This window comes from Pseudoalteromonas sp. APC 3893 (genome assembly GCF_030408095.1).
Lineage (GTDB): Bacteria > Pseudomonadota > Gammaproteobacteria > Enterobacterales > Alteromonadaceae > Pseudoalteromonas.
Genome location: NZ_JASDCD010000070.1, coordinates 1 through 1,198, shown reverse-complemented (window position 1 = coordinate 1,198; position 1,198 = coordinate 1). Strand labels below are relative to the sequence as shown.

Below are 1,198 nucleotides of genomic sequence, written 5' to 3'. Positions count from 1 at the left end.
GTCCAGGGCGGGAGCATACTTTGATTAATTTATAATCCAAAAAATATTCTCGCCCGATAATCATCACTCCAGCTTGCCTTTTTGATTTTGCTACGTTGACTTGGGGCCCCGCATTCGCATTGCCTCAAAATGTTCATTACAAAGCGCCTAAATAAAGCGATGTTTTCAACTGCACCCTCTAACGCTATTCTTGAATCATCTTCTTTGAAAACAACATCTAAAACATAATGCTGGCTATTTTCAATACGCCAATGTTGTCGTATATAATGCCCTAGCATTTTGTGTTTAGGTGACATTGAACTTATGTAATACGACGTGTCTATACTGCACTTATTCTTTACTGTTCTGTGGCGTTCAACTGCGATTATACTTCTTATTGTTGGCCACTTCTGTGCAAGCTCTGTCGGCAGGTTCGCTTTTAATTGATAGACGTAGCGCTCTTCTTTGCGACCATGGATCTCTTGCTTAATGTGTGTGACGACTTTTTCTTTATTTGCATCAAATACTGCTTGAAATGAATTCGATACAGAATCAAACAATTTGGGTTGATTTTTCTTAACCTGAACAACTACATGTGCCTTTTTATCTGAAATTATTTCAAGTGTTTCACGTTGGCAATGAAGTGCATCCATCGTGATGACACTTCCTTTTACATCAAGTATATCAAGCATTTGACGAACAACACTTATTTCGCCGTTTTTTGTTTTTGTCGGTTTTTGACTCAATACTAACCCTCGCTCAGTATCGTACGCCGTTACTAATTGCAGTGCTGTTTTTCTATCATTTCGATAAGAGCCGCGTAGCACCTTGCCATCAAAGGCAATAATGGGTTTATTTAATGACTGGCGCTGTTCATTTAACCACAAGGCTAAAGCTTCTAATAAGGATTCCGCAACAACACTGCGTAGTATACGTGCTATCGTATGCCGCCGAGGGATACCATGTCTGAAAGCTCGGTACTGTCTGAGCCATGATAGCTTTTCATCACCATAAATTTCAATATCTTGCCATCCCTCACATCCTGAGGATATGGCTGTAATTATCAAGAACATAACATCAATTAGATTATGTTTTTGGTTGATATCAGAACGTGTTTCTTCAATAACAGTAAGGTGGTCTAAGATGCTCAAAATTAAATGCTATAAGTGAATTTTCTCTATTAGATCATATTTTTATTTAAAGTGCGATCCCGCCCTGG

Annotated in this window: 1 protein-coding gene; it reads right to left on the bottom strand. The window is 38.6% G+C overall.

Annotation, left to right across the window (positions count from 1 at the left end; translation table 11 throughout):
- Nucleotides 1-29 precede the first annotated feature (29 nt).
- Entirely contained in the window at nt 30-1,130 is a 1,101-nt protein-coding gene (locus tag QMA12_RS22010; protein WP_290211501.1) for an ISAs1 family transposase, read from the bottom strand.
- Nucleotides 1,131-1,198 lie beyond the last annotated feature (68 nt).